Source organism: Luedemannella helvata (genome assembly GCF_039528415.1).
Classification (GTDB): Bacteria; Actinomycetota; Actinomycetes; order Mycobacteriales; family Micromonosporaceae; genus Luedemannella; species Luedemannella helvata.
The window spans coordinates 1-758 of record NZ_BAAALS010000116.1; the positions used below are offsets into that span (position 1 = coordinate 1).

Below are 758 nucleotides of genomic sequence, written 5' to 3' on the forward strand. Positions count from 1 at the left end.
GTTCAGCGCGTTGAGGACTGAGGTGTAGGCGGCCTTCTTGTTGCCGTTGCCGTCGAAGAGGAGCGGGTTCTGGTTGGAGCGCCAGGAGTCGCTGTCGCGGACGCCCCAGACGGTGATGCCGTTGCAGCGGGGTACGGCGAGGCAGTCGTTGACGATGCCGGCGTACCAGTCGGTGCGGGCGTTTTCCACGTCGAGTTCGGTGATCTGTACGTCGACGCCCAACGCGGCGAAGGACTGCAGGGTGGTGCGGAAGCTGGAGTCGTAGTAGCTGCCGGAGTTGAAGTGGCCCTGGAACCCGACGCAGTCGATCGGTACGCCGCGGGACTTGAAGTCGCGGACCATGTTGTAGACGCCCTGGGTCTTGGCCCAGGACCAGATGTCGATGTTGTAGTCGTTGTAGCACAGCTTGGCGGCCGGGTCGGCGGCGCGGGCGGTGCGGAAGGCGACCTCGATCCAGTCGTTGCCGGTGCGTTGCAGGTTGGAGTCGCGGCGTCCGCCGGTGTTGTCGTCGTAGGCTTCGTTGACGACGTCCCACGAATGGATTTTGCCCTTGTAGTAGCCCATGACCCCGTTGATGTGGTTGATCATGGCGTTGCGTAGGGCGGTGCCGGACAGGTTCGCCATCCACGACGGTTGCTGGTTGTGCCAGGCCAGGGTGTGGCCGCGTACCTGCTTGCCGTTCTGTACGGCCCAGTTGTAGATGCGGTCGGCGTTGGTGAAGTTGAACTGGTTCTGGTTGGGCTCGGTAGCGTCGATCT

At 63.3% G+C, this 758-nt stretch carries 1 protein-coding gene; it reads right to left on the reverse strand.

Going from position 1 to position 758, the window contains the following annotated elements:
- Positions 1-758: glycoside hydrolase family 10 protein (locus ABD191_RS29015; protein WP_344089154.1), on the reverse strand; the 758-nt coding region annotated here is incomplete at both ends.